The organism is Hominimerdicola alba 8 (assembly GCF_000178155.2).
Lineage (GTDB): Bacteria > Bacillota > Clostridia > Oscillospirales > Ruminococcaceae > Hominimerdicola > Hominimerdicola alba_C.
In genome coordinates this window covers 154,111-177,962 of sequence record NZ_ADKM02000062.1, presented here as the reverse complement: position 1 = coordinate 177,962, position 23,852 = coordinate 154,111, and the positions used below count along the sequence as shown (strand labels likewise).

The 23,852-nt window shown below is 49.8% G+C and carries 19 protein-coding genes; 14 read left to right on the top strand and 5 right to left on the bottom strand.

From position 1 onward, the window contains the following. Positions 1-21: 21 nt before the first annotated feature. A complete protein-coding gene (locus CUS_RS06160; RefSeq protein ID WP_002848171.1) occupies positions 22-633 on the bottom strand; it encodes a TetR/AcrR family transcriptional regulator in 612 nt (203 codons plus the stop codon). A 258-nt stretch (positions 634-891) separates the two neighbouring features. Here CUS_RS06160 and CUS_RS06155 point away from each other — a divergent pair, with 258 nt between their 5' ends. The 7 genes from CUS_RS06155 to CUS_RS06125 all read left to right on the top strand — a co-directional run bounded on the left by CUS_RS06155 (position 892) and on the right by CUS_RS06125 (position 14,493). Then, complete coding sequence (locus CUS_RS06155; RefSeq protein WP_002848481.1) at positions 892-3,000, top strand: efflux RND transporter permease subunit; 2,109 nt, start codon at positions 892-894, stop codon at positions 2,998-3,000. 47 nt (positions 3,001-3,047) lie between these two features. Further along, complete coding sequence (locus tag CUS_RS06150; RefSeq protein ID WP_100084544.1) at positions 3,048-6,701, top strand: hypothetical protein; 3,654 nt, start codon at positions 3,048-3,050, stop codon at positions 6,699-6,701. Between the two features lie 281 nt (positions 6,702-6,982). After that, positions 6,983-8,506 carry an AAA family ATPase gene (locus CUS_RS06145; RefSeq protein WP_002848220.1) on the top strand — a complete coding sequence of 508 codons (1,524 nt, stop codon included), beginning with the start codon at positions 6,983-6,985 and terminating at the stop codon, positions 8,504-8,506. A 113-nt stretch (positions 8,507-8,619) separates the two neighbouring features. Then, a complete protein-coding gene (locus CUS_RS18545; protein WP_002848650.1) occupies positions 8,620-9,336 on the top strand; it encodes a CPBP family intramembrane glutamic endopeptidase in 717 nt (238 codons plus the stop codon). A 334-nt stretch (positions 9,337-9,670) separates the two neighbouring features. Next, on the top strand, positions 9,671-12,019 hold the full coding sequence (locus CUS_RS06135; protein ID WP_002848581.1) for a vWA domain-containing protein: 2,349 nt from the start codon (positions 9,671-9,673) through the stop codon (positions 12,017-12,019). A 320-nt stretch (positions 12,020-12,339) separates the two neighbouring features. Further along, positions 12,340-13,260, top strand: a complete 921-nt coding sequence (locus tag CUS_RS19760; RefSeq protein ID WP_002848359.1) for an NPXTG-anchored protein — start codon at positions 12,340-12,342, stop codon at positions 13,258-13,260. Positions 13,261-13,473: 213 nt separating this feature from the next. Further along, a complete protein-coding gene (locus CUS_RS06125) occupies positions 13,474-14,493 on the top strand; it encodes a hypothetical protein (RefSeq protein WP_002848296.1) in 1,020 nt (339 codons plus the stop codon). Positions 14,494-14,610: 117 nt separating this feature from the next. Here CUS_RS06125 and CUS_RS06120 read toward each other — a convergent pair whose 3' ends face one another. From CUS_RS06120 to CUS_RS06105, 4 genes are all read right to left on the bottom strand, one after another. Then, positions 14,611-15,093: a hypothetical protein gene (locus CUS_RS06120; protein WP_002848502.1), complete on the bottom strand. Its 483-nt coding sequence runs from the start codon at positions 15,091-15,093 to the stop codon at positions 14,611-14,613. 65 nt (positions 15,094-15,158) lie between these two features. After that, on the bottom strand, positions 15,159-16,748 hold the full coding sequence (locus CUS_RS06115; RefSeq protein ID WP_002848585.1) for a bifunctional ADP-dependent NAD(P)H-hydrate dehydratase/NAD(P)H-hydrate epimerase: 1,590 nt from the start codon (positions 16,746-16,748) through the stop codon (positions 15,159-15,161). A gap of 351 nt (positions 16,749-17,099) precedes the next feature. After that, positions 17,100-17,471 carry a holo-ACP synthase gene (gene acpS / locus CUS_RS06110; RefSeq protein WP_002848253.1) on the bottom strand — a complete coding sequence of 124 codons (372 nt, stop codon included), beginning with the start codon at positions 17,469-17,471 and terminating at the stop codon, positions 17,100-17,102. After that, positions 17,471-18,016, bottom strand: coding sequence for a DUF6106 family protein (locus CUS_RS06105; protein ID WP_002848499.1), 546 nt, complete (start codon positions 18,014-18,016; stop codon positions 17,471-17,473). The genes acpS and CUS_RS06105 overlap by 1 nt, the downstream gene beginning before the upstream one ends. Positions 18,017-18,440: 424 nt before the next feature. Here CUS_RS06105 and CUS_RS06100 point away from each other — a divergent pair, with 424 nt between their 5' ends. The 7 genes from CUS_RS06100 (at position 18,441) to CUS_RS06070 (ending at position 23,814) form a co-directional block, all read left to right on the top strand. Next, on the top strand, positions 18,441-19,235 hold the full coding sequence (locus CUS_RS06100; RefSeq protein ID WP_002848469.1) for an amidohydrolase family protein: 795 nt from the start codon (positions 18,441-18,443) through the stop codon (positions 19,233-19,235). A gap of 168 nt (positions 19,236-19,403) precedes the next feature. Further along, on the top strand, positions 19,404-20,153 hold the full coding sequence (locus CUS_RS06095; protein ID WP_002848354.1) for an SH3 domain-containing protein: 750 nt from the start codon (positions 19,404-19,406) through the stop codon (positions 20,151-20,153). 178 nt (positions 20,154-20,331) lie between these two features. After that, positions 20,332-21,126 carry a YveK family protein gene (locus CUS_RS06090; RefSeq protein WP_002848533.1) on the top strand — a complete coding sequence of 265 codons (795 nt, stop codon included), beginning with the start codon at positions 20,332-20,334 and terminating at the stop codon, positions 21,124-21,126. Further along, positions 21,113-21,916: a CpsD/CapB family tyrosine-protein kinase gene (locus CUS_RS06085; protein WP_002848416.1), complete on the top strand. Its 804-nt coding sequence runs from the start codon at positions 21,113-21,115 to the stop codon at positions 21,914-21,916. The genes CUS_RS06090 and CUS_RS06085 overlap by 14 nt, the downstream gene beginning before the upstream one ends. Positions 21,917-21,971: 55 nt before the next feature. Beyond that, positions 21,972-22,679 carry an acyl-[acyl-carrier-protein] thioesterase gene (locus CUS_RS06080; RefSeq protein WP_002848615.1) on the top strand — a complete coding sequence of 236 codons (708 nt, stop codon included), beginning with the start codon at positions 21,972-21,974 and terminating at the stop codon, positions 22,677-22,679. An 18-nt stretch (positions 22,680-22,697) separates the two neighbouring features. Next, positions 22,698-23,000, top strand: a complete 303-nt coding sequence (locus CUS_RS06075) for a GlsB/YeaQ/YmgE family stress response membrane protein (protein ID WP_002848294.1) — start codon at positions 22,698-22,700, stop codon at positions 22,998-23,000. Further along, positions 22,993-23,814: a purine-nucleoside phosphorylase gene (locus CUS_RS06070; protein WP_002848195.1), complete on the top strand. Its 822-nt coding sequence runs from the start codon at positions 22,993-22,995 to the stop codon at positions 23,812-23,814. Before CUS_RS06075 ends, CUS_RS06070 begins: the two co-directional genes overlap by 8 nt. The last annotated feature ends 38 nt before the right edge of the window (positions 23,815-23,852 follow it).

Genomic DNA, 23,852 nt, shown 5'->3' with positions numbered 1-23,852 from the left:
CGCTTCGGGGCGATATTTTTGCTATTTCAGACCCTTTGTGTGCCGCTCGATAATGTCGTTGACACTGCGGTAAACATAGGGTTTTAATTTTTCAAGACTTACAGGTTCGGAATAGAGTATCGCTGAATGGCAGGTCGAACTTACCAGTTCGACTATCATGAACAGCATTATCTCAGGTTCTTCGATATCACTGGGGGCATCAGCGAGGATAGCATCGTATATCTCACGAAAATCAACATCGTTACCATGTGGTGCGGAAGATATTGCGTGCTTGAAAACGCCCCAGCTGAGGTTCTTTGCGATGAATGCCACCATAGCGTGGTTGCCTTCAAGCTGGGTGAGGATATTGTCGATGACATATATCATCTTCTCATTGAAGGACATCTCACGTTCTTCTGCCCTAAGTGCTTCCAGTGCGCTTTTGAACAGCTTTGATGACTGGTGAGCCACAAGCCTGTTCTTAAGGTCGTACTTATCCTTGAAGTACAGATAGAATGTGCCTTTTGCGACACCTGCACTTTCAGCGATATCCGAAACGGAGGTCTTGCTGACACCTTTAGTGGTGAACAGCCTGTATGCAGTCGCAAGAAGAGAGTCTTCCTTTGCTTTTTTGTTTATATCCAGCTTACCCATTTTTACCTCCGCACTCAGCGTGATTTTTTTACCGAAAGCTAACTTTGCCCATTCACTATAATTATATGATATTTAGATATTTTTGTCAATAGGTCATTTTAACCAGTCGAAGTAAATGACTTGTGGTCATTTTGTTTAAACTAACGAAATTCTGACCAAGAGTCATTTTAACTGTTGACCAATGGTCATTTTTGTGGTATACTTGCATATAGTTAAATGAGTGACCGATGGTCATATTATAGAGAGGGGTAGGATAACATGAAACGTTTCGGACGGGGCGTGGTGAAGTTCCGCATAGTCATATTCATAATGGCGCTGGTGCTGGCTGTGCCCGCGCTGATGGGCATGATAAAGACGAGGATAAACTACGACATTCTTTCGTACCTGCCTGAGGACATCGACACGATGAAAGGTCAGCAGATAATGCTTGACGAGTTCGGCAAGGGCGGCTTTTCGTTCGTCGTGGTAGAGGGTATGGACGACAAGCAGGTGAGCGAACTTAAATCAAAGTTCGAGAAAGTTGACACTGTTTCGGAGGTGCTTTGGTATGACAGCATAGCCGATATATCCATACCGAAGGAAGTGCTTCCGCAGGATATATACGATTTTTTCAACAACGATGACGACAGTGCTACGATGATGGCGGTTTTCTTCGATAAGGCGACATCTTCCGATGAAGCGCTGGACGCTGTTGTGGAGATGCGGAAGATAGCGGGCAGGCAGTGCTACATCAACGGCATGACCGCGATAGTTGAGGACATAAAAGACCTGACAATGAAAGAAACTACCGCATACGTCGGCATAGCGGTGATACTTACAAGCATAATACTGGCGGTGACGATGGATTCACTGCTGATACCAGTATTCTTCATGCTGAGTGTCGGTCTGGCGATACTTTACAATCTTGGTACGAACATATTCTTAGGTGAGATAAGTTTCATAACACAGGCACTTACGGCGGTGTTACAGCTGGCTGTCACCATAGACTACTCGATATTCCTGTGGCACAGCTACAAGGAACAGAAAGAGAAGTTCGATGACCGAAACGAAGCTATGGCTGAGGCGATAGCGCAGACGATATCTTCGGTGGTATCAAGTTCGGTAACTACCGTTGCAGGCTTCCTGGCGCTGTGCTTCATGAGTTACAAGCTGGGACTTGATATGGGCATCGTTATGGCGAAGGGCGTTGTCATCGGCGTTATCTGCTGTGTGACTGTTCTGCCCGCGATGATACTTGTGTTCGACAAGGTGCTTGAAAAGACCATACACAAAGACTTTATACCGAGCATGGACAAGGCGGCGGACTTTATAGTTAAGCATCACGGGGCGTTCATATCGCTTTTCGTGGCACTGCTGATACCTGGCATCTACGGGCAGATGCACACAGATGTCTACTACAACCTGACAGACACACTGCCTGCCGACCTCAACAGCGTTATCGCAAATGCAAAGCTGGAAGAAGAGTTCAATATCTCATCTACCCACATAGTTATGTGCCGCGCTGACATGCCCCGCAAGGACGTTGTGAAGATGATGGACGAGATGGGCAAAGTGGACGGCGTTTCTATGACGATGGCTTTCGATACGCTGATAGGTTCTTCGATACCCGAAGAGGTCATACCCGAATCGGTCAGCGGCATACTGAAAGAGGGCGACTGGCAGATGATGCTGGTAGGTTCTGACTACAAGGTGGCTTCGCCCGAAGTTAACTCGCAGGTAGATAAGCTGATAGGCATACTCAAAAACTATGACGAGGGCGGCATGGTCATCGGTGAAGCGGCGGCTACCAAAGACCTGATACGCATAACCGACCGTGACTTTGCGGTGGTCAACACCGTATCGATAGCGGCGATATTCGTTATCATACTGATAGCACTGAGGTCATTCTCACTGCCGATAATTCTGGTGGCAGTCATAGAATTTGCCATAACCGTAAACATGGCAGTGCCGTGTTTCACACATACAACGATACCTTTCATCGCATCTGTAGTAATAGGTACGATACAACTTGGCGCGACTGTCGATTACGCGATACTGATGACCACACGCTACAAGCAGGAGAGGATAGACGGCAAGGACAAGACCGAAGCTGTCACAATAGCGCTTGCGACTTCGATGAAGTCCATCATGGTAAGTGCGCTGGGCTTCTTTGCATCGACTTTCGGTGTGGGCGTTTATTCAAGCGTTGACATGATATCACAGCTGTGTACGCTGATGTCGAGGGGTGCGCTGATATCGATGGTGACTGTTATATGCGCTCTGCCCTCGATGCTGATGCTGTTCGACAAGGTGATAATCAACAGCACGATAGGCATGCGCGACACCGCAAGGCGGGAAAAGGCATTCAAAGTGCCGACTTTCAACTGAGTTAAAGTAAACGACATATGATTTCAGATAAAAAGGGGATAATCAACATGAAAAAGTATTCTAAGTTTTTGGCAGGTGTTCTGGCAGTGCTTCTTTCGGCAGGTTCGACAGGGCTGTATGCTGTGGCGAACAAGGACGAGAACAAGGCTGATACTAAGGCTGACAGCAGTTCTTCAAAGGCTGATGACAGTTCGGAAAAGGACGGCTACAAGTCGCCTGAGATACACAAGCGCGAAAAAAAGAGCGGAAACAGTTCCGAGAGCGAAAAGGGCGATGTGACACGCAAGGAAGAAACCGTATACGTGCTGACAGATGCGAGCGGCAAGCCCACAAAGACCATCGTCAGCGACCATCTGGTGAACCCGACAGGTGCGCAGTCATTGCTTGATGCTTCGATACTGAGTGAGATAGAGAATGTCAAGACAGATGACGGATACACAGGGTCGTCTGACAGCATGACATGGGACGCTAAAGGCGAAGATATCTACTACAAGGGTTATACAGATGCGGCGCTGCCTGTTGAGATAAAGGTAAGCTACAAGCTGGACGGCAAAACAGTCACCCCCGAAGAACTGGCGGGCAAAAGCGGCAAGGTGACGGTGAGATACGACTATGTGAACAACTCGAAGACCACTGTGAAGATAAACGGCAAAAGCGAAGATATATACACTCCCTTTATGATGGCTACAGGCGCACTGCTGGACGGCGAGAAGTTCAAGAATGTACAGGTGACCAACGGCAAAGTCATCTCTGACGGTGACAGGCAGGCTGTCATAGGCTATGCACTGCCCGGTCTTAAAGAAAGTCTTGGGCTGGCTGACAAAGATGACATAGACATACCCGAATATTTCGAGTTCACGGCTGATGTGACAGACTTCGAGTTAAAGACGGTGTTCACCGCAGGCACGAACAGCCTGTTTAGTGATGTTGACTTTGACGGCACTGACAGTCTTGACGAACTTGAAAGCAAGCTGACAGACCTCGCTGATGCGGTAGATAAGCTGTCAAGCGGCACAACAGAACTTTACAACGGCACAAAAGACCTCAACAAGGGCGCAAAAGACCTGAAAGACGGTGCTGACAAGCTGGCTGACGGCGGCAAACAGCTCGATGACGGCGCAAAGGAGCTGACAAGCGGAGCACAGACCCTTGCAGACGGCACAAAGACCCTCGATGAGGGCGCAGGCACTCTGGTGGAGGGCATAAAGTCTGCTAAGGACGGCGGCGATAAGCTGGTGGGCGGTTTTGTTCAGGTGAACAGCGGCGCGGCACAGCTTAAGGACGGTTCGGCAAAGCTGGCGGGCGGTCTGGGTACTGCTGAGGACGGTGCTGAGGCGCTGGACGACGGTGCGGCGGCACTGGCTAAGGGCGCATCAGATCTTGATGCGGGCATCGGTCAGCTGACAGGCGGCGCAGGGCAGCTGCAGGAGGGCACAAAGACTCTCGACGACGGCGCACAGGCTTTGCTGGACGGCATAAAAGCGGCTAAGAACGGTTCGGCAAAACTGAGCGGCGGCTTCATACAGGTCAACGAGGGCGCGGCGGCACTCAAAGAGGGAAGTGCGGCACTGGCTGATGGTCTTGCGGCGGCTGATGACGGCGCGGGCAAGCTGGCGGCAGGCACAAAAGCGCTCAAAGACGGCGCAGATACAGCTTCGGCGGGTGCAGACGAACTTAAGGCGGGCAGTGAAAAACTGAAAGGCGGCAGTGAGAGCCTGAAAGACGGTGCGGCGGCACTTGATGAGGGTCTTAAAAGCGCGAAAGAGGGTTCGGCAAAGCTGTCAGACGGCACAGGTAAGCTGAAAGACGGCGCTGACAGCCTTAAGGCAGGCACATCACAGCTTTCTACAGGCATTGACAGCGCTGACAAGGGCGCGGCAGAACTAGACACAGGTGCAAAGAAAGTGGCGGCAGGCACGAAAAATCTGGCGGACGGTGCATATGCACTTTCGGGCGGCGCGGCAAATGTGGCAAGCGGTTCTTATCAGCTTTCACAGGGCGCAGGGGCGCTGTCTTCATCGGCAGGCAAGCTGTCGGCGGGCATTACGGCTTCAAAGGAAGGTTCGGCTAAAGTGCTGGCAGGTGCGCAGACACTTTCAGGCGGCATAGACAGTCTTGCGGCAGGCGCGGCAGAGATACCCAACAAGCTGGACAGCCTTTCGGGAAGCATGAACAATGCGGCTAACGGTCTGTATCAGACCATAGAATACAACAGACAGGTGCTTGCAGGCTTACAGCAGGTGTACGCGGTAACTCCAAGCGATGAGATAGCGACAATGATAGGCACTTTGCAGAACACCATAGCTTCGCAGGAACAAATAGCGGCGGGGCTGGCGAACGGCGCATCACAGGTATCGGCTGATACTTCGGCGCTGACTGATGGCATAGCAGGCTTGCAGAGCGGTGCGGCGGCACTGGTGACAGGTGCGCAGTCACTCGATGACGGGCTGACTGCTCTTGATGAGGGCGGCAAGGCACTTTCGGCAGGTGCGGGCACACTGGCGGGCAGTGCGCAGACTCTTGCGGCAGGCGCGGCACAGGTATCTACAGGTGCGGCAGGACTTAAGGCGGGAAGCAGTGAACTGCTGACGGGTGCTAATGCACTCAGCGCAGGCACAGGCAGTCTGGCGGAGGGTCTTACCACTGCAAACGCAGGTGCTAAGGGCGTTGATGACGGCGCCGGCGCTTTGCAGGCGGGCATCACGGAAGCAGATGCGGGCGCTAAGGCACTCGATGAGGGTCTTGGTCAGCTGACAGCAGGCGCGGCACAGCTGAGGGGCGGCGCTGATACACTGTTCAACGGCGTGGTATCACTCGACACGGGTGCGGGCAGTCTGGCGGACGGTCTGCATGCGCTGGCGGCAGGTGCGAATGATGCTGACAAGGGCGCAAATGACCTTGCGATCGGCATAGCGGCGGCAAGCAAGGGCGCGGCTGACCTCGATGCGGGTGTAGGCAGTTTACAGGGCGGACTGACTCAGCTTTCGGGCGGCAGTGTGACACTTGATGAAGGTCTGGCAAAGCTGGTGAGCGGCGGCGAGAGCCTTAAGGCAGGCACAGGCACGCTGGCGGCAAGCATAGTCGATATGGTCAGCGGTGCGGGTCAGCTGGCTGACGGCGGCAGACAGGTGGCTGACGGCGCAGGCAGACTCGCGGCGGGCGCACATGACCTCTCGGACGGCATAGCGGCGGCACACAAGGGCGCAGGCGACCTTGACAGCGGCATCGGCGCTTTGCAGGACGGTCTGGGTCAGCTTTCGGCAGGCGCGGGCAGTCTTGATGACGGTCTGGGCATGCTTTGGCAGGGCGGTCAGAGCCTTAAGGACGGTACATACTCGGTATCGGCAGGCAGTGAACAGCTGTATGAGGGCGCGGCAAAACTGTCGGAAGGCAGCGGCACTCTCTATGCGGGCATAACGACCCTTGATGACGGCACAGGAACTCTCAAAGACGGCACACAAAAGCTGGAGGACGGCGCTAAGGAACTGAGCGAAGGCATGAAGAAGTTCCGCAGAGAGGGCATAGACAAGATAATAAACGCATACAATGACGATATAACACCTCTTCTTGACAGACTGGACGCACTAAAGGACGCAAGCAGGGCTTACGATAACTTCTCAGGTAAGGCTGACGGCGTTGAGGGTGAGGTCAAGTTCATCTATGAGGCGGCACCTATATCCGCTGACAAGAAGAGCGAATAACGGCTGACTCCTTTTGTTAATAATTCCCGGATATCCACTCCGCGCAGGCATTTACGGTCGGCGCGGAGTGCTTTTTTGTCTATACGGAACAGTAAAAAAATGGCTGTATTTCGGGCTTTTAGCTGTGCAGTTGCCAAATTGCATATATTTAATTAATAAAAATAAGTCACATTTACGAAATTTATTTTTTCTATTGACATGGTTTTGGATATAGTGTATAATATTAGTTGAAAAAATTTGGGATAGATCTTGTCTATTCTGTGTTGAAGGAGTTTTTGCTTATGACCATAAAAGACGCTAAGCAGCAGATCCTCGACTCGATAAGGGCTTACCTGATAAAGGACGAGTTCGGCGAGTATAAGATCAGCATTGAGCATCAAAGACCTTGCTTCCTGCTGGGACCTCCCGGTATCGGAAAGACTGCTATCATGGATCAGATCGCACAGGAAACAGGCGTAAACCTGATATCCTATTCGATGGCTCACCAGACCAGAGAGTCTGCAATGGGTCTGCCTGTTATCGTCGAGAGAAACTTTGTCGGCGCTGACGTTAAGGTTTCGGAATATACCATGTCGGAGATCATCGCGAACATCTACTACACTATGGAGCAGACTCACATACGTGAGGGCATACTGTTCCTCGATGAGATCAACTGCGTATCTGAATCGCTGGCACCTATCATGCTTCAGTTCTTGCAGTACAAGATCTTCGGTCTGCACCAGATACCTCCAGGATGGGTCATAGTTACCGCAGGTAACCCGCCTCAGTTCAACAAGTCTGTTAACGAATTCGATATAGTTACATGGGACAGATTTAAGAAGGTAGAGTGTGAGGCTGACTTCCTTTGCTGGAAGGAATACGGCTACTACGGCGGTGTTCACCCCGCTATCATAGCTTATCTGGAACTGCATCCCGGTCACTATTATGAGATAGATGCTACCGACAGACACAACTACAAGATCATCACCGCGCGTGCGTGGGAAGACCTTTCCGAGATGATACAGCTGTATGAGATCGACGGCATGGCTGTTACACTCGAACTGATAGGTCAGTATTTACAGGATCATGACATCGCTCCGATGTTCTATGAGTTCTACTGCAAGTTCAACGAACTGCGCCAGATCTACGATCCTGACAGCATACTTGACGGCAACATCACTCAGGAAGCTGTTGACAGGGCAGGCAAGGCTGATACCGAAGAGGCTATCGCACTGCTGAACCTGCTGATGGACGGTGTTACCTACACCATGAGAACGACTATCCAGATGGAGAAGATGATCCGTCAGATACACCCCAAGCTGGAAGATATACTTATCAAGATAAACGAGGGTCTTTCCTGCCGTCAGATAATCGCAGAGCATATCATGACTACAAGGAAAAATCTGGATATGGCTGTAAAGGCGCGTATCATATCGCCTTCCAACAAGAAGATACAGCACTGGATAATCCACAACCTCGAGGCATACATGGATAAGTGTACCAACGAGGGTCGTGACAACAAGCAGAGATGTACCATCATTATCCAGAACGCTTTCACCAACCTGCTGAATGGTGCGAAGAACGTTACCAGCCAGTCGATGACAGGTCTTAAGAACATGTTCATCTTCATGGAAGCTGCATACGGTGCTGACAGCCCTGTTATGAGAAAGCTGCTGGAAGAACTGACCATCAACTGCCACACTATGGACTTCATCAAGAAGTACGGTTCTGATGAGTTCTACAGACTTATCGGCAAGCCCGCTGTTGAGCCTACATATAACGACATGTATGAGCTTAATCTGGAAGACTGCCTGAAGTTTGAATAAGATCATTGATCCCCCGATATCAGTTCGGGGGATTTTTATGTTCTTTAAATTCCGGAAAAATATGGTATATACAGCCGGTAAGACAAGAAATTATGTGTAAAAGGAGAGTAAAAATGAAGAGTAATATTATTTCAACGGTCATAATGACCTTTTTGTATTTGGTGGTATGCCCGATGATCCGTTCATTTTTCGCAGATTTCAAGACAGCGAGTACTATAATAAATTTGGCGGTCATGGCATTGATGATAGTGTTCTCACTTGTAAGGATACACGATGTCAAGGATTTCAAAGGTTACGGTGTGTGTGCTGGAGATAATGCGGGGAAGATGAAGCTGATACTTCCGCTCTTTATTTTGCCTATCATGAATGTACCATCTTTGTTTATGGGTGCAAATGTCACACCGATGGTGACAGCGTCTGCGATATATGTGGGTATCATGGAAGAACTGATATTCAGAGGGTGTGTATACAAGCTGGTCGATGACAGGTGGGGCGAGCACAAAGCGATCGTTTTTTCAAGCATTGCTTTCGGGCTGTTTCACCTTATAAATCTTAGCGGGAGCGGAAAAGATATTGTTTACCTGACGATATTGCAGGTGTTTTATGCCTGCGCCATCGGGTTTGCTTTTGCGGTCGTAAGGGCGAGGACGGGAAGTATCCTTTTCCCTGTGATAGTGCATGCGCTCGTTGATATCATCGGTATGGCGGATGAAAATAAAAAATTTGATGTTATTTTTGACAGCTGTGCTTGTGTGGTGCTGATCGCGTTCGGAACAGTTTACTATGTGAAATACCGAAAGGAAACAGGTATAATTGAAACTGCCGCATGAAAAAGTTGATATGGCAAAAATCACAATAGGTCGGCAAAAGCCAGATTTGAGAAAAATCAAACAAAACTATTCAAGTTAAACAAATTTTAAGATGCCGTTTTGTCACTGCTGTCTTAAAGTCCACATAAGGATTTTAATAAATATAAACTCCGAAAACGTTTGCTGTGCAGTCAGTAAAAATCAGAGTAAATAATTTGTGTAATATTTCAATAAGAATGTGCTTGAAAATTAGGGTGTTATATGTTAGAATATACATATGATATTATGCTGACTGCGAAAAACCAAGACGAAAAACGGTCAGTTTCAGGATAATGTAAAAGGTGGGGCAGACGGAATGAAAAAAACTCAGGCTACGCCGACAGCAAATGATTTTGTGAAAAGTATCGACCGCAGTATGCGCAAAAAGAAGATAACACTTGTGGTGCTGTTGGTGGTGCTGGCTGTCGTCATATCTGTGGTGGTAACTGTGGGTATGGGCATAAGGCGCAATAACAGGATCAGCATGGCAAAAAATGCCATAACTCTGCTTGATATACAAACGACTTTCAAAGAGCCGGAATTTCCCGATAACGAGGACTGGGACAATGACGGTCTGATAAATATGCGTGAGGGGACTGTCGGCACAGGTGTGCAAAACGCTGATACCGACGGTGACGGCGTAAGTGACGGCGATGAGAGCGTGCTGGGTACCGATCCGCTGAGCCCCGATACCGACGGCGACGGCATGCTGGACGGATACGAACTGATGGCAGGCACCAGTCCGCGCCTTGACTGCACAGACGGCGTAACACCCGACAACAGCAGGGTGGTAGTGGTGGATAAGCAGCTGGACGGCTGTCTTTTGGAACTGAGCGGCAACCCGAATATCGCGGGCGCATCACTGGAAAAGCTGGATCTGTTCGGCATAGCTTCAAATCCGAGCGTTGTTTCGGGGGCGTATGACTATTATTCGGAATACCCCTGCATGCAGGCAACTGTAAGGATAAATGTGGACGCGGCAAGGCTCAAAAAGCTGGGCTGCGGGTACGATGAACTCAAAGTGCTGCGCTTTGATGCTGACAAGCGTGAATATGTTCCGCTGGAATCAAAGGCTGACAGCAAAAAAGGCTATGTTCAGGCAAGCATCACCGAGTCGGGCACTTATGTGGTGGGCGCTGACAAGTCGGTGAATGAGCCTGCTGTGACGCGGGTGGCTTTCCTGATAGACAACTCAGGATCGATGTACCCGAAAGAACTCTGCCCGACATCTTCCGAGAACGATGTGGATTTCAAAAGGCTGGATTTCACACAGTCGCTCATAGACAAGTTCGATGATGACTTCCGTATAGGCATAAGCAAGTTCACGGGTACATATACCAAGATGTGTGATTTCACCGATGACAGGACTGAGCTGCGCAAGGTTCTCAACCGCATACGCACTGAGGACGAGATATTTGACGGTACATATAACCAGACTGCGCTGAAAAAGTGCATAAACGAGTTCAGTGCTGCGGGTGACGGCAAGTATGTCAACATCATAGTCATGCTGTCTGACGGTGAGTCTGATGAGGTGGACGCTGAAACGATAGAGAGCCTGTCAAATCTTGCCAACGAAAAGTCGGTCATAGTGCTGACTGTCGGACTGGGCAGAGAGATAGACAGAGCATGGCTTCAGGAGGTCGCTTATTCTACGGGCGGCAAGTATTACTCGGCATCAGATGCTACTTCGCTGGACGATGTTTATAAGCAGATAGTCACTACGCTGAATTACGATATAGTTTCCTATTCGGATTCGAGTGATGATATAACAGGATATTCGCTGTACAATACAGGTTTCGAGCCATCAAGACACGGCTTTTCTTTCAAGAATTTCAGGACTACAAAAGCGGCGAGCGTTGACTTCGGCATGGCTGTGATGGCAAGAGATTGGTATCTCGGCAGTATGCAGATGTCGCTGGGCGATATCGAACCCGCTGACCCATCGAAACAGAAAGTGGCTGCCGCAGGCTATGACCTGAGCGGTACAGATACGGGAAGTGCTTATGAAGAGCGCAGCGTGCTGAACACGCTCCAGCCTGAGATATTCATACACAAGTATGCAGATGTCACAAAGTACCTTGATTACACTTCTGAGGGCGATACGCTGCAGGTGAGGAAGAATTACCGCATGGACTGCGAGAATATGGGCTGGAAGATAGTTGAGAGGAACATCGAAGGCGGCAATCTGCTGTGGTCTAAGGTCGAACTGCTCGATCTGGACATTGCGGAGAGCACTGACAAGATATCCCGCAGTTACGGCGATAGCGATGCTCAGCTGTGTGCGGCGCTGTACAGGCTCAATGCACTTCAGTGGGACGATGCTGATGCAGAGTTCAACCTGAACAACGGCGATGACGGCTTCAATATGCTGCAGCAGCTGTTGAGTCTTGGCGTGCCTGTGATAACTACCATAGACGATACCCACACGGTCAACACCATCGGGCTGATAAGGGATTCAAGCTGTCACAGAAAATACATACTGCGCATCTATGACAACAACTATCCCGGCAGGATAAAAGAACTTTATCTTGAAAAGAAGCCTGTGGCAACACTTGCCATCGACACTCAGGGCAATACTGAGGTGCTGGGGCAGACTTTTACTTATGAGGCGACTTATGAGGGCAAAAAGGTCGGACTGGCGTTCTCGAATGTGGCGGCACACTGATAGGTGTGTTGTAAATTGGCATCAACAGCATAAGATCATCATTAAAGAACAGGCAGGAACTTCACGGATAAACTGCCTGTTCTTTTTATATAATTATCTTATATAGTTATAAGTATTATCATATCCATAGAGATATGAAATCGTTTTCTGTGGCTGTTGCACAAATTAGGTGTGAAAAGTTTGTGATAAATTTTGGGGGCTGGGTGAAATTTCCGCGTGCAAAATACTTGACAATCGGCTGAAATGCTGATATACTTTAAATTAGGAATTTGAAGAGGTTCGGGTTCCGGAATATAACTGAAATTTTGGAGGAGATCATAATGAAAATTTCTAAGATCTTTGCAGGCATGTCCGCTATGGCTATTGCATCTGCTATGGTAATTTCCGCAAGTGCGAATACACTGACAGTTGCTAACCCTTCCGCTAAGGAGTGGGACGGCTTTGCTAAGTACACAAACGCTGAGGGCAAGGAAGATAATGATATCGTCTGGGGCGGTTCTCTGACTAAGGACAGCGACCTGTCTATGACCATCAACTTCGACTGGACTGATAAGGCTAAGGAAGAGAAGTTCTGCTCGTTCAAGGTCGGCTACGCTAACGGCTGGGAGCCACTGTTTGCTGACGAAGCACCTGAGGGCTGGACAGAGAGCAGCAAGGATACAGATGAGGACGGCAACCGTCTTGACGCTGACGGCAATACTTGCGATTATGCTTGGCAGAACGACGGCTGGCTGCAGGTATACAACACCGAGCTGAGCAGCGTTACTGTTAAGATCCCTGCAAGCATTGTTAACACTATCTATGACAATGCCAGCGCTGAGGAAGGCTTTGACGGAATCATCGTTCAGGTCGGCAACAACGGTCTGACCATCAATTCTCTTGACTTCGATCAGGATGTTAAGTGGTTCTCCGAGCAGCAGGCTGAGGCAGCTGCAAACACTGAGAGCAAGACTGAGTCCGCAGGTGAAAGCAAGGCTGACGACAGCAAGGCAGCAGACAGCAGCAAGGCTGATGACAGCAAGTCAGACAGCAGCAAGGCTGACAGCAGCAAGGCAGCAGATAGCAGCAAGGCTTCTACTACCACAACCAAGACTACTACAACTACCACCACCACTTCCGCAGCAGCTTCTTCCGCAGCTGCTTCTGACAACACCAACCAGGCTACAGGTGCTACCACAGGTCTGGCACTGGCAGGTCTGGCACTGGCTGGCGCTGTAGCAGTTGTTTCCAAGAGAAAGTAATTTCTTTTAAAAACTGAAACTTCAAAGACCTCTGCTTTATGCGGAGGTCTTTTTATACCCTTGCTGTAAACGTTTTCCGTACAAAAAGTGCGGCAAATCGGCGTATTATTGTGCAAAACTGACATTGAAATGAAAGCGCAAAAGTGTTATAATACTTAGGTAAATAAGGTCGGGGCGATGCTCCGTGAAATATTTTAATGGAGGATACTGAAAATGAAGAAAGTACTTGCTATGACACTGGCACTCACCATGTCGGCTCTGATGTTCGCTTCATGCGGTGATGAAACTGACAGCAGTGAGTCTAAGGCTGAGGCTACTACTACCACCACCACTGCCGCTGAAACTGAGGCACCTGCTGAGAGTGAAGCACCTGCTGAGAGTGAGGCTCCCGCTGAAACAACAGCTGAGGAAGATGAGGCTCCCGCAGTTGACAATTCCAACTGGAAGCCCCTGTCAGCTATAGCTGATTCGCTGGAGGATATCGACAACGCATCTGTAAAGTTTGCGCCTGACAGCGATGTTACAGGCATAATCTCCTGCTTCTATGAGGATTCGGAAGATGTTAAGCCCGGTGAAGAGGGCTACGACGGCGACGAAGCTAAGATAAACTTCTCGGTACAGGAAGTTGCAGGCGTTCCGATGCTCAAGTGCGATGAGGAGATCTATGATACCGCTGACGAAGAGAACAACGGTCACAAGACCCTCAAGATCAAGGTAGATATGAACAAGCTGTTTGCGGCTCAGCCTGAGTTGATGGACAACATCTTCAACATAAAGGTAGAACTGGTAGCTATCGCTAACGAGCAGGCTGTTTATGATGACGGTCTTGGCCCGATAACTGTAGGCTGGTACGGCGGCGCTATGGGTACCAACAACAACGGCGCATGGAACGGCAACATGGGCACATACGATATGGCTTCCGATCAGGGCGAGGGCTGGTGCAACCAGTGGGCTCACTGCGTAACTTCCGCAAGGATCGGTCTTAAGGACAAGGCTAAGTTCAACCACGAGTATGAAACCAACTACACCACCATCATGAGCTGGATAGTTAAGAGCGATATCGACCTGTACATTGCTGACATCGTATTTGAGGACGATGCAGGCAACGTTATCGCTGTCCCTGAGGGTGCTATACCGGGCGGTGCTTCTTACGAGCAAGAAGAACTGGTTGACGCTGACTCTGACGGCATCATTGAGTATGCTGAGGACGGCACTGTAGTTCTTGAAAAGTAATAGATGATATAAAGACCTGTGGCGTGTGCCGCAGGTCTTTTTTTATGGGGGTGGGAAAGTCGTGGGCGGGCGGGTGGGGCTTGCCTTGTTGGTGGGGATAGAGGTCAGCGCAGGCTGTTATTTGAATTTCGCTGTCAGCTGACCTGCTATCTCCAGCGAGGTTATCTCGCCCTTTCTGACGCTTGCTGTGAAATTCTGCCCGACTTCGGTGAGGCAGTCCTTGCCTTCGGTACAGCTGACATTCCTGCCTGCTATGACATCGTCAAGTGCGGCGGTCAGCTGTGGCATGAGGGCGTATTCGGGCAGGTCTGAACGGTCGGCTAGGTATTCAAGCCCGTTGTAGGTCATCATACAGCCCGTAAGGTCGGTGGTCAGCTTAAGTCCTGCGATGCAGTCCGGCTGAGTGAACTCGCACTCCCAGATATCTTCGCCGCCGCGCCGCAGATGGGCGGTGTAGTCCCTGCCGTTCAGGGTCATTTCGGCAGTCTTGTCAAATTTATCGCTGACTTTTTCGGGCTTGACCGACTTCGTTTCGGCGGCGCAGCCTGCAACAGCTGCGGCGGTCAGAATGGCTGTGAACAGCAAAATTTTTCCTTTCATGCTTATCCTCCAAAAAGAAAACGGCTCTTCCGATGAAGAAGAGCCGTTTGTATTTCGGTGATAACTTACTCCTCGCCGCTTTCAAGGTGTTTCAGGAAGAACGGCATGTATGCGAGGATATCTCTTGTGAGAATGCCCCGCTCGGAACGCTTTGTGCTGAGTACCTCTGCACACCTGCCCATTACCATGCAGGCGAGTATGCAGTTTATCAGCGAAGAACGCTTGGTCTGGGCTGTAAGCGAGGCTATCATGCCTGCCAGCATATCGCCCGAACCACCCTTTGACAGCGCGGTGTTGCCCGCTGTTATGACCTCTGTGCGGTCAGCACAGCACACTATTGTTTCAGATGACTTGGAAACTATGGTGATGCCGTACTTTTTGGATAGTCCGTAGGCGTATCTCAGCCTGTCTGACAGGACTTCCTCCTGCGATACGCCGCAGAGTTTCGCCAGTTCGCCGGGATGAGGTGTGAGTATCACCGTTGACTTTTTCTTCAACAGTACATCTATATTCGGCACCAGCGAATTTATGCCGTCCGCATCGAGTATCACAGGCACAGGGGACTTCTCAACAAGTTCAGCTACCAGCTTTTCGGTTTCGGGGGTGTGACCAAGACCACAGCCCACCAGCAGTGCCTTAGCGTCCTCCAGCCTTGAAAGTATCTCTTCTGCATTGTCAGAAGTCATACAGCCGCTGTCGTCAGACTTCATGGTGCTGAAAATGCACTCATAAAGGTTCGCGGAAAGTGAACGCACAACGTTCTCGGTGCTGCATACCTCGACCAGACCCACGCCCATGCGCAGTGCCGCCGTTGCAGATATGCCTGCCGCGCCCACATATCTGTCACTGCCGCAGACGCATACCAGCTTGCCGAAAGTGCCCTTGTGCGCCCAAGGTTTGCGTGAGGTCAAAAACTTCTTGCCAAGCTGTTCATCGCTGAGCATGCTTGCCTTAGCGTATATCTCATTCTCCATCAGCGGGTCGCCTGTATTGGCGGCGGCGGGTATGCCGATGTCATCAACGATAACTTTGCCGCAGAAATACTTTGCGGGCGAAAGCAGCATGCCCAGCTTTTTAGCGTGCATCGTCACGGTGATGTCGGCGGTCACTGCCAGCACGCCTGCCTGACCGCTTCTTGCATCTACGCCTGATGGTATGTCGCAGGCGATGACGCGCCTTGCGTATGTGTTCAGGTGAATGAAAAGCGGCTGTAACTCGCGCCCTATCTCGCCCGAAAAGCCAGTGCCGAAGATGCAGTCTACCACTATGGTGCTCTCGCTTATCGCCTTAGCCCATGCGTGAGTGGTATCGCCGTCATAGAACATGACCTCGATGCTTTTATTGAGTTTTTCAAATGCGCCATGTGCTGTTTCTGTGGCGGGATTGCCGCAGCACAACACTACCCTGACGCTGATGCCGCTGCGGAAAAGGTGGTTTGCGGCGACCATGCCGTCGCCGCCGTTGTTGCCCTTGCCTGCGAGGATAACGACCTCAGGGGTGTCGGGCTGACCGTCAGCCATAGTTTCGCTGAGAATGTGCCCCGCCAGCTTTTCGCCCGCAGCCGCCATTAGTTCACTTGCGGGTACGCCCAGTTCTTCCGAACGGCGCTCGCAGGCTATCATCTGGTCAACGGTGAGTATCCTGTCTTTTATCATATTCATTCCTCCTGTCTGTGATGGGGTGCTGCCCCATGCCCCGCCGAAGACCGCACTTAATGTCGGAATAGTCGGCTGAATGGGCAGAATTTTTACATGTGGTTATCCCGCTGACACACCACAAAAACAGCGGCTATACAGATGCGCTCAATTATCCTTTTGTTTACCGCATTTTTAGTTGGTGTGCTAAAGGGATAGTCATATTTTTATATTTGCCGCCTTGCATTTCGGGCGGACTTATAGCAATCCGCCTTAAAATTCAGACAAAATCCGGTCACAAAATCCATAGAGCCGAGCTTTTGCGACTGGATTTTGTGAATTTAAATAGTTGGATTGCTATAGGGTACGTTATTATTTTGCAAAAGCGATGACCGTTGCGGTCGCATACTCTTTGGTGTGGGAGATGGAAAGAGAAAAATCCAGTCTGCGTTCTTCGGCTATGGCTTTCGCCTTGCCTCTTAGTTTCAGGTGAGGGCAGCCCAGCTTATCCCTTACCACCGCGACCTCAGTCAGTTCAAAGCCGCGCACGCCTGTGCCAAGACTTTTGCTGAAAGCCTCTTTTGCAGCCCAGCTGCCTGCCATACTCTCTGCCGGGTCACGCATTGCGGAAAAGTATTCCAGTTCTTCAGCGGCATATACTCTTCTTACAAAGCTGTCGCGCTGACAGCTTTTGCGTATGCGTCCGACCTCAACGATATCAGTGCCTACCGAAATGGCAGCCATTACTCAAAGTCCTCTTCGGGCTTGTCGGGAATGTTCACCTTATTGCGGATATTTCGCGGCAGGTGAGTTTTTATAACGCGCAGCATGTCGTCATTTGGTGTGAAGACCAGCCTTGTTTCGCCGTATTCGGCATGTTTGAAATCCATGTACCAGTCGGTCAGTTCGCTGTTCATCGCAGATGCCAGAACAACGCTTTTGTCGCCGCCGCTTACACCCTCTTTATACTCACCAATATCGGTGGCGTCGTTTACTTTGAGGGTGATGAGGTGCTTTCTGCTTCTTGCGGCGATGACCTTGTCGATATCGAGGTCGCCGTTTGTGAAGATATACTCGTATTCAAGGTTCAGATTTTGCATAAGATGCACTGCGCCGTAGATGATGGCACCTGCAATGAAAATTGCTAAAGGCAGGTACGCCATAGCTGAAATGGTGAACATTATCACCCCGAAGCCCAGTGCCACTGCCGCGAAGGATATGAGAAACCTCAGCATATTGTCGTGGCTCGTATTTTCCTTTTTGATTATCTGTTCCTTAAAACTGTCCATTTTACTTTCCTCCGATGTTACATAAAAAATGGAATGTCATTGATGAAAAAATCTCTGCCATATAGCAATCCGCCTTAAAATTCAGACAAAATCCGGTCACAAAACCCATAAATCCTAGCTTTTGCGACTGGATTTTGTGAATTTAAACAGTTGGATTGCTATAGTTTCTGCACCTGTTCTGCTGACTTTCGCATCATAACGAAATATCGAAACAGGGAGGACTTTAACTGCGGCATTTTCTTTCAGATCACATGATATACACATCAAATTATCATTCTATCAAATTATACCACATTTTTTCAGTTTATGCAAGCAGATTTGTGTGATATATGTATGAAATTCGGGAAAGTTCTGTGACTTCACTTGAACGGGCGGGGAATTTGTGATATAATATGACTGATTTTGTTAGCGGAGGTAATTTCTTTTGTTGATAGATTTTCACGTACACTGCTTTAATCCCAAGATAGCCGAGCGTGCTGTTTCACAGCTGAAAGAGCGGGCGGATATCGAACCGCTGACCAACGGTCTTATTGAGGACACGGTGAAAAAGTTCGATGAATGGGGCGTTGACAGGGGAGTGCTGCTGCCCATCGCCACAAAGCCCACCCAGCAGAAGATACTCAACGACTGGTGCGCAGAACAGGACGGCGGGCGGTTCATAAGTTTCGGGTCGGTACACCCCGATGCTGAGGACATGTGCGAAGAGTTAGACCGCATCAAGGCGCTGGGGCTTCACGGCATCAAACTGCACCCCGATTATCAGGGGTATATGGTCGATGAAGAGCGGGCAGACTTTATGTATGACGAGATAGAGAAGCGGGGACTGCCTGTGATATTCCACGCAGGGTTCGATGTGGTGTCGCCCGCGCTGATACACTGCACTGTGACGGGTGCGCTGAACATGCTTGAAAAGCACCCGCACATGAAGGTAATACTGGCACATCTGGGCGGCAACGACAGCCATCAGCAGGTGCTTGACCTGCTGGCAGGGCATGGCGGTGAGGTCTACCTTGACACGGCGTTCACGGGGCGCTATGTGGCAGACGGACTGATGGAGAAGATAATAAAGAAACACGGCGCTGACAGGATACTTTTCGCAAGCGACTGTCCGTGGGACAGTCCTGCGGTCATAAGAGATAAGATACTGCGTATGGATTTATCCGATGATGACAGGGAGATGATATTTTCAGGCAACGCCCGCAGACTGCTGGGCGTATGACCGACACAGCATCACAGCGGGACTTTAGGGGAAAACTGCATACCGGACAGAAAGATGTTCTGCCGCATAAGAAAGAAAAAAGCGCGGCGGACGGCTCAGATAAAAGGATAAACAGAGAGAAATCGCGGGTGCGGCTATGCACTCGGACATCTATTATGGAGGACTATCATGTGTAAAAATTTCAGGATAGCATTTTTTATCGCGGCTGCGGCAGCGCTGGCAGGCTGCGGTCAGGTGGGTGACGGCAGTTCATCGGATACCGAACCGCTCTTCACTACCACAACTACAATTACAAAGCGCACTGTCCATACCACCAAAACAGCTGTGTATATAGGCGGCGAGGTCGATGTGGACGATGAGGGGCTTGACGGCGGATATACGACTACCACCACAGTGACAGGTTCGCTGAAAAACAGTGAACTGTATAGTTCAGATGACGATGAGGTCGATGAAGAGATTCGCTCGACACAGCGCACCGATGCAAAAACTTTCTACACAATACCCGAACATAACGGCACCACCGCAGCAGCGGTGACTGTAAGCGAGGAGAAGACCACTACCACCAAAAACGGTACCATAAATCTTGATGGCGGCAGCACTTCGCCCGCGACCGTTACTACCACCACAAAAGCGACGACCACTAAGACCACCACCACAGCTGCGGCGGGCAGCACGCTGTTCAAAATGGAAGACAGCATGCGCTATAAGTCGCAGAAGTCATTTACGGTCGTTTCCGATACCACATACCTCAATCTGCGCTATGGTCCGTCAAAACAGTATGATATCAGATTACAGATACCCAACGGCGCTGAGATATCGGGCTGGGGCGAAACGGTCGGCACTGACGGGAATGACTGGGTCTACACCAGCTATAACGGCACTGTCGGGTGGGTGATGAAAGATCTGCTGGAAGAATAGGCGCTTTTAATTGAGCAATATATCGGTAACATAAAATAAAAATGCGTGATCATGACTAAATTTGTCGTTAATGCGGTTGACAAAAAACGATGTATAGTGTATAATATTAAAGAATGTTAGTATGTTGTGCCGCAGGTAAAGCGGCGGAAAAATATGATCAGGTAGGTGTTGCAGGAACATGGAAGAGAAAGAGATAAGCGTTCAGGAAATATTGGGCATACTGCTTGCCCATATCAGATTGATCGTCATTGTTACAGTTGTTGCAGGTGTGGCGGGTTACAGCTACGCTAAGTTCGTACTGCCGCTGCAGTACACATCAAGCATAAAGATATATGTTACAAACGGTGTCAGGAACTCCCATGATGACGATGATGAAAACGAACTGATAAACGGTGCGGATATCAACACTGCGCGAAGTCTGGCTGCCACATATATCGTAATACTCGATGATGCTTCGGTATACGAGGCGATATCTGACAGACTGCTGGAAGACTATAAGATCGAGGATCTGCGCAACTATTTCACTGTCGCTACTGACGAAAAGGGCAAGGAGTATATCCCGACGGGTCAGATAAAGCGTCTGATAACGATCGCCGCAGTTAACAATACTGAGGTATTGCAGGTCACTGTTACCAGTGAAGTACCGAATTTCTCGGCAGATATATGCTCTTACATTTCCGAGATAGCACCTGATATGATCATACGTACCACTAAGGCGGGTTACGTTGAAACTGTTTCGCCGCCCAGGGTCCCCACATCGCCCAGCGGTCCGAATATCATGAGATATCTGCTGCTCGGTCTGGTAGCAGGTCTGGTCATCTCGATCAGCATCATACTTGTTACAAACTTCTTTGACAATACTGTCAAGAGCGGTGAGGAGATAAAGGAACGTTTCGGCGTGCCTGTCCTTGCTGAGATACCTGATATTTTCATGGACGAGAAGGGAGGTTCGAGTAAGTATGGCAAGTATTAAGAAAAATCAGTCATCAAACACACGTACCAGAAGAAGGACGCTGATGGACAAAAGCGTTGCTTTCCCTGTTACTGAGGCTTACAAGAACCTGAGAACCAACCTTTCTTTCGCACTTTCGACCAAGAAGAACCATATAATCGCCATATCCAGTGCGCTGGCGGCAGAAGGTAAATCTACTGTTGCTGCCAACATCGCTATCACGCTGGCACAGAACAACAACAGTGTGCTGCTGATAGACGGCGACCTGAGAAAGCCTGTTCAGCATAAGGTGTTCAATATCAAGAACGAGGTTGGCATCTCGTCGCTGATAGGCGGTCTGAACTCTTTCAAGGAAGTCGTACACGCAGATGTCATCGAAAATCTTGATGTGGTCACCTGCGGTCCTATACCGCCTAACCCATCTGAGCTGATGGGTTCTGACAACATGAAGATGCTGCTGGAACAGCTGGCGGCTCACTATGATTACATCATCATAGATACTCCGCCTATAAATATCGTTACAGATGCGCTGACACTGCTGGATACCATCGCAGGCGTTCTGCTGGTAGCAAAACATGGTCAGTCCACCTACGATGCGCTGGAAGAGGCTATCGAAGCAGTCAGAATGGCTGATGGCTCTCTGCTGGGCGTTGTTATCAACAACGTTTCGGTTACAGGCGGCAAATACGGCGGAAAGTACAGCTACAAGTACAAATATGGCTATAAGTACGGTTATGGCTACGGTTACGGCTACAGCTACGGCAACAATGCGTCTGTGGGCAGCGGCAAAAGCAACGATAACGACGAATAGTTTTAAAGAGCAGCCCCCGCAGGCTGCTCTTTTGCGATATAGACAGGAGAATCATATGTACGAAACAGACAGAAAAATATACTGCTCGCAGATGCGTGAGGGCGGTGTGGTAGGCAACAGCGGACTTATCGACCTTTTGCAGGACACTTCCGACCTGCACTTGATGAATCACCCTGTACTTGCACCTTTCTTCAGGGAAACAGGCAGCGTGATGTTCCTGACAAACAGGCAGGTGGATATTGTAAGGCGACCTGCTTATGGTGAGAATGTACATACCAAAACATGGACATACGAGTTAAACCGTATGTACGGTTTCAGAAACACTGTGATACTGGGCGAAAAGGGCGATATTTGCGTGAAGTCCATCGCAGGCGGTGCTTTTATGGACCTCAAAAACGGCAGACCCATGCGCGTTTCTGCCGACCTTATCGCGCAGGTGAGAACTTATGAAAAACTGGATATGGAATATCTTCCCAGAAAGATAGAACTGCCCGACAAGTCGCCTGCCATAACCTGTCAGGTGCTTGTAAGACGCTGCGATATCGATATGTACGACCATGTCAACAACGCAAGATATCTTGATATAACCGATGAACTGGTCGATGACTGCCGCGCGGCAAAGCGGCTGAGGGTCGAGTACAAGCATCCCGTCAGGCGTGGCGATATCGTCATTGCTGACAGGTATGACAGTGACGGCAGCTGTGTGGTCTGCCTGCGCGATGAAACAGGCAAGGTATATTGTAGTGTTGAATACAGCTTTTGATAGGCGGGAGGTCGGGATATGAATAGTTTTCGCGGAATCGGTATGATGATGATAGTCATGCTGCTGCTGACGCTGATACTTGGCATCGTTGGCGCACTGACACGGGGCGTAAAGGCGGGCAAGATAGACCCGCATCTGCTGGCAGGCACAGTGATCGGGCTTGTGACGGCGATAATTCTGGCAGTTGTGGTAGCAGTCATAAGGCTTTTCAAAAAGCATGAACGTCACCGCAGGGAAGCAAGTTCGGCTGATATACTTGCCGAGATAATGGCAATGAAGGACGATAACACTAAAGATAAGGAGGATAATGAAAATGGCTGATATTACAGAAAGACTTGAAAAAGCGCGGGCGTATGTTGCTGAAAGGGCAGGGCTGACCCCGAAGGTCGGCATAGTTCTCGGTTCGGGGCTGGGCGACTTCGCATCGCGTGCGAAGATAGTTTCTGAGGTGCCGTATGCTGATATCCCTGAGTTCCCGCAGTCTACTGTTGAGGGTCACAAGGGGCAGTTCGTGTTCGGGTATCTTGGCAGCACACCTGTGGTCATCATGCAGGGCAGAGTTCATTACTACGAGGGTTATCCGATGGAAGATGTGGTCATGCCTGCAAGACTGATGGGTCTGCTTGGGGCTGAAACTCTTCTGCTGACCAACGCATCGGGCGGTATAAACAGGTCGTTCAAAGGCGGAGATATAATGCTTATCACCGACCATATCGCCGCACTTGTGCCTAATCCTCTGCTTGGCAGGAATATAGACAGGCTCGGCACACGTTTCCCCGATATGTCTGAGGTATACGACAGCGTGCTGAGAAATGCCGTTATCAAGGCGGCGGAAGAACTGGGCATAGACCTTAAACAGGGCGTATACTGCCAGCTGACGGGACCCTCTTATGAAACTCCCGCTGAGGTGCGTATGCTCGGAAAGCTGGGTGCTGATGCAGTGGGCATGTCTACCGCAGTTGAAGCCATAGCCGCAAGACACATGGGACTGAAAGTTTGCGGCATTTCACTGGTCACCAACATGGCGGCGGGCATATCGCAGACTCAGTTATCGCACGAAGAAGTAAAGCAGGCGGCAGATGCGGCAGGTAAAAAGTTCGGTGACCTGCTGGAGAAAGTCATTGCAGATATGTGAGTTTCTACCTAATGCACAGGTACAAAGCATTTTTGAAC

Coding starts and splice junctions, on each gene's coding strand:
- CUS_RS18545 (WP_002848650.1), top strand. CDS start 8,620: ATGAAGAGTAATATTATTTCAACGGTCATAATGACCTTTTTGTATTTG.
- CUS_RS06095 (WP_002848354.1), top strand. CDS start 19,404: ATGTGTAAAAATTTCAGGATAGCATTTTTTATCGCGGCTGCGGCAGCG.
- CUS_RS06085 (WP_002848416.1), top strand. CDS start 21,113: ATGGCAAGTATTAAGAAAAATCAGTCATCAAACACACGTACCAGAAGA.
- CUS_RS06105 (WP_002848499.1), bottom strand. CDS start 18,016: ATGGACAGTTTTAAGGAACAGATAATCAAAAAGGAAAATACGAGCCAC.
- CUS_RS06150 (WP_100084544.1), top strand. CDS start 3,048: ATGAAAAAGTATTCTAAGTTTTTGGCAGGTGTTCTGGCAGTGCTTCTT.
- acpS (WP_002848253.1), bottom strand. CDS start 17,471: ATGGCTGCCATTTCGGTAGGCACTGATATCGTTGAGGTCGGACGCATA.
- CUS_RS06155 (WP_002848481.1), top strand. CDS start 892: ATGAAACGTTTCGGACGGGGCGTGGTGAAGTTCCGCATAGTCATATTC.
- CUS_RS19760 (WP_002848359.1), top strand. CDS start 12,340: ATGAAAATTTCTAAGATCTTTGCAGGCATGTCCGCTATGGCTATTGCA.
- CUS_RS06080 (WP_002848615.1), top strand. CDS start 21,972: ATGTACGAAACAGACAGAAAAATATACTGCTCGCAGATGCGTGAGGGC.
- CUS_RS06070 (WP_002848195.1), top strand. CDS start 22,993: ATGGCTGATATTACAGAAAGACTTGAAAAAGCGCGGGCGTATGTTGCT.
- CUS_RS06160 (WP_002848171.1), bottom strand. CDS start 633: ATGGGTAAGCTGGATATAAACAAAAAAGCAAAGGAAGACTCTCTTCTT.
- CUS_RS06135 (WP_002848581.1), top strand. CDS start 9,671: ATGAAAAAAACTCAGGCTACGCCGACAGCAAATGATTTTGTGAAAAGT.
- CUS_RS06115 (WP_002848585.1), bottom strand. CDS start 16,748: ATGATAAAAGACAGGATACTCACCGTTGACCAGATGATAGCCTGCGAG.
- CUS_RS06125 (WP_002848296.1), top strand. CDS start 13,474: ATGAAGAAAGTACTTGCTATGACACTGGCACTCACCATGTCGGCTCTG.
- CUS_RS06120 (WP_002848502.1), bottom strand. CDS start 15,093: ATGAAAGGAAAAATTTTGCTGTTCACAGCCATTCTGACCGCCGCAGCT.
- CUS_RS06090 (WP_002848533.1), top strand. CDS start 20,332: ATGGAAGAGAAAGAGATAAGCGTTCAGGAAATATTGGGCATACTGCTT.
- CUS_RS06145 (WP_002848220.1), top strand. CDS start 6,983: ATGACCATAAAAGACGCTAAGCAGCAGATCCTCGACTCGATAAGGGCT.
- CUS_RS06075 (WP_002848294.1), top strand. CDS start 22,698: ATGAATAGTTTTCGCGGAATCGGTATGATGATGATAGTCATGCTGCTG.